2 protein-coding genes and 2 pseudogenes are annotated in these 3,347 nt (G+C 48.8%); 2 read left to right on the top strand and 2 right to left on the bottom strand.

Annotated features, from left to right (window positions below):
• The first annotated feature begins 109 nt into the window (after positions 1 to 109).
• Positions 110 to 1,093: pseudogene (locus PW844_RS11570) on the top strand (DUF1852 domain-containing protein).
• Positions 1,094 to 1,120: 27 nt separating this feature from the next.
• The gene (locus PW844_RS11565) at positions 1,121 to 2,149 is read left to right on the top strand and encodes a methionine synthase (protein WP_299451707.1); all 1,029 of its coding nucleotides are present in this window, start codon (positions 1,121 to 1,123) and stop codon (positions 2,147 to 2,149) included.
• Positions 2,150 to 2,224: 75 nt separating this feature from the next.
• Here PW844_RS11565 and PW844_RS11560 read toward each other — a convergent pair whose 3' ends face one another.
• Both PW844_RS11560 and PW844_RS11555 read right to left on the bottom strand, forming a co-directional pair.
• On the bottom strand, positions 2,225 to 3,055 hold the full coding sequence (locus tag PW844_RS11560; protein ID WP_299451705.1) for an oxidoreductase: 831 nt from the start codon (positions 3,053 to 3,055) through the stop codon (positions 2,225 to 2,227).
• A gap of 80 nt (positions 3,056 to 3,135) precedes the next feature.
• Positions 3,136 to 3,347, bottom strand: a pseudogene (locus PW844_RS11555) (nucleoside-diphosphate sugar epimerase); the annotation flags it as partial.

Raw genomic sequence — 3,347 nt, 5'->3', positions numbered from 1 at the left:
TCAAAACAATATAAAGGCAACTGATTGAGAACGCCCGCCATCAAATTGGGCAACACTCAAAAGACGAAAAAATCAGGCTTTATATTGGATACCAGGACACCAGATAACAATGAATAAGAAATTTAATTTTACTCTTAAGAGCATTCGTTTCGACGAAGATTATAACCCCTCGGAAAATACGCGTATTACGACCAACTTTGCTAATTTGGCAAGGGGTGAGAAACGCCAGGAAAACTTGCGTAACACTCTGGTGATGATTGATAACCGTTTCAATTCTCTGGCGCATTGGGATAACCCTAATGGAAATCGTTATGCTGTCGAACTGGACATCATTACTGCCTAGTTGAATATTGATGCTCGAAGGCAAGGCCGACGCCTTCCCGGTGATTGAAATCCTGAAAACCAATATCGTTGATAAAAAAACTAACCAACGTATTGCAGGCATTGTGGGAAATAACTTCTCCTCCTATGTGCGCGATTATGACTTTAGCGTCGTATTGCCTGAACACAATAAAAACCAATCCGGATTCGCCACGCCGGAAAACTTTGGCGATCTGCATGGCAACATCTTTAAGCAATTCGTTAATTCAGACGCTTACAAAGAGAACTTCAATAAAACACCGGTTATCTGCCTGAGTGTTTCCAGTAAAACACTTATTATCGCACGGGAAATCAACATCCAGTATTGGGTATCGAATACCAGCAAGATGAACTCTCCCTGACCGATCATTATTTCGCAAAAATGGGCTTGCAGGCACGTTATTTTATGCCACCGAATAGTGCTGCGCCTTTGGCATTCTATTTTTCTGGCGATTTGCTCAGTGATTACTCGAATCTTGAACTGATCAGTACCATCAGCACGATGGAGACTTTTCAAAAGATTTACCGCCCTGAAATTTACAACGCGAATTCGGCCGCAGGGCAATGCTATCAGCCAAACCTGAAGCACCCGGATTATTCGTTAACCCGCATTGTTTATGATCGAGAAGAACGTAGCCAGTTGGCTATTGAGCAGGGAAAGTTTACTGAAGAGAACTTCATCAAACCATATCAAACTGTGCTTGAGCAATGGTCTGCTACTGCCGTTCTTTGATTAACTTAAAATAAAAGGTCACCTGTGATGAAAAAGTTATTACCCACTTCAACTGCCGGCAGCTTACCCAAACCGTCCTGGCTGGCACAGCCAGAGACACTGTGGTCACCCTGGAAATTAGAGGGTGAGGAATTAATTGACGGTAAACAAGATGCTCTGCGTTTGTGCCTGGAGGATCAACTCAAGGCCGGTATTGATATTGTCAGTGATGGCGAGCAAACACGTCAGCATTTTGTCACGACCTTCATCGAACACCTCAGCGGCGTTGATTTTGAAAAACGTGAGATCGTTAAAATTCGTAATCGCTATGATGCGAGCGTACCCAGCGTCGTGGGTGAAGTGGCGCGCCAGAAACCGGTATTTGTGGAAGATGCCAAATTTTTACGTCAGCAAACCACTCAGCCGATTAAATGGGCGCTGCCAGGTCCGATGACGATGATTGATACCCTCTATGATGGGCATTATAAAAGTCGCGAAAAACTCGCCTGGGAATTCGCCAAAATTCTTAATCAGGAAGCCAGAGAATTAGAAGCTGCTGGTGTCGATATTATCCAGTTTGATGAGCCTGCATTTAATGTTTTCTTTGATGAGGTGAATGACTGGGGGATTGCTGCCCTGGAAAAAGCCATTGAAGGGCTTAAATGTGAAACGGCAGTGCATATTTGCTACGGCTATGGCATCAAAGCCAATACCGACTGGAAAAAGACGCTGGGGACCGAGTGGCGTCAATATGAGGAAGTTTTCCCCAAACTGCAAAAATCGAATATCGATATCATTTCGCTGGAATGTCACAACTCTCGCGTGCCAATGGATCTCATTGAGCTTATTCGCGGTAAAAAAGTGATGGTTGGCGCCATTGATGTGGCAACCAATACCATTGAAACAGCGGAAGAAGTGGCGAATACCATACGCAATGCGTTGAAGTTTGTTGACGCCGATAAACTCTATCCCTCTACCAACTGTGGCATGACGCCTTTATCTCGCCGGGTAGCCAGAGGCAAGCTGAATGCGTTAAGTGCTGGCGCAGAAATCGTGCGCAGAGAACTGCTGGGCTAACATAGCCGGGCAGATGAAGAAAACTCAGTCCGGGGTGAGCGATATGATGCAACCGGACTGGGTCATAATGTTACGTCAGCGGGTCTGACTGAGAATGATACGGTCGAATAGACGGTCACCCAGCCAGACGCGCATACGGATCAACATCTTTGCAAATTTACCGGCCGCATAGCGTGTGCGTGGGTTGCTGCTGTTAACCGCTCGCGAGACCACCTCCGCGATAAGGTTCGGATCACTGCCTTTACCCTGTCCGTAAGTGTTTTTGATCGACATAGCCACTCTCTTCACCAACTGACCATAGGGTCCACTGGCCGAACGTTTGACGATACTGTCACTGGCACCCTCACCGAAGCCCGTCTCTATCACTCCCGGTTCGACGATCACGACCTTGATACCAAATCCGGCGACTTCCAGACGCAGGCAGTCTGACCATTCTTCCAGTGCGTGTTTGGTTGCGTGGTACCAGGCACCCAGGATGGTGTACATCTTTCCACCCATCGAGGTGATGTTAACAATGTGCCCGCTGCGTCTGGCGCGCATCGCCGGAAGCAGCAGCTGCGTGAGCCGTGCTGCACCGAACAAATTCACCTCAAACTGGTAGCGAGCCTCGTCAATACCGATCTCTTCTACCGGCCCGTACAGGCCAAATCCGGCATTGTTGACCAGCACATCGACACCGCCAGTCTGCGCCAGAATCGTGTTTACGCCGGATACAATCTCTTCATCTTTGGAAATATCCATCCGCAGTGGCTGTGCTCCGAGCAGAGCCAGATCAGCCATTTTCCCGACACGGCGGGCAGCCACGTAGACCTGATAACCCTCCTCGATCAAACGACGAGCAATGGCCTTCCCCATACCTGACGATGCGCCGGTAACCAGCGCGGTTTTCTTTTCCTGAGTAAACATAGGCACCTCGTTAAGTGAACTGCCCCCAGTTTGCCTCAACACAGACCGGATCTATCTTGCACTACGCGCCAGAGCGCTTGCTAAACGCGCCCGGATTTCCCCAGTTTGATCATCTGATCAGAAGCCAGCACAACAACACCCGTTGTGGTGGGGACCTGCTGCGCCAGCGCCCGGACAACAGCCAGCGCCTCGATGGGTTTGTAAGCACCGGGTAGAATGGGAGATAGCAGCCTGGCGATCGGTATGGAAATAAGTTCTCCCGGGCGTACTGGCTGCCCCAGCCCATCACGGG

Source organism: Pantoea sp. (assembly GCF_028283705.1).
Taxonomy (GTDB): domain Bacteria; phylum Pseudomonadota; class Gammaproteobacteria; order Enterobacterales; family Enterobacteriaceae; genus Pantoea.
This window is presented reverse-complemented; position numbering and strand designations above follow the sequence as displayed.

Excerpts from the sequence above, each read along its gene's own strand:
- PW844_RS11565 (WP_299451707.1), top strand. The coding sequence starts at position 1,121 with ATGAAAAAGTTATTACCCACTTCAACTGCCGGCAGCTTACCCAAACCG.
- PW844_RS11560 (WP_299451705.1), bottom strand. The coding sequence starts at position 3,055 with ATGTTTACTCAGGAAAAGAAAACCGCGCTGGTTACCGGCGCATCGTCA.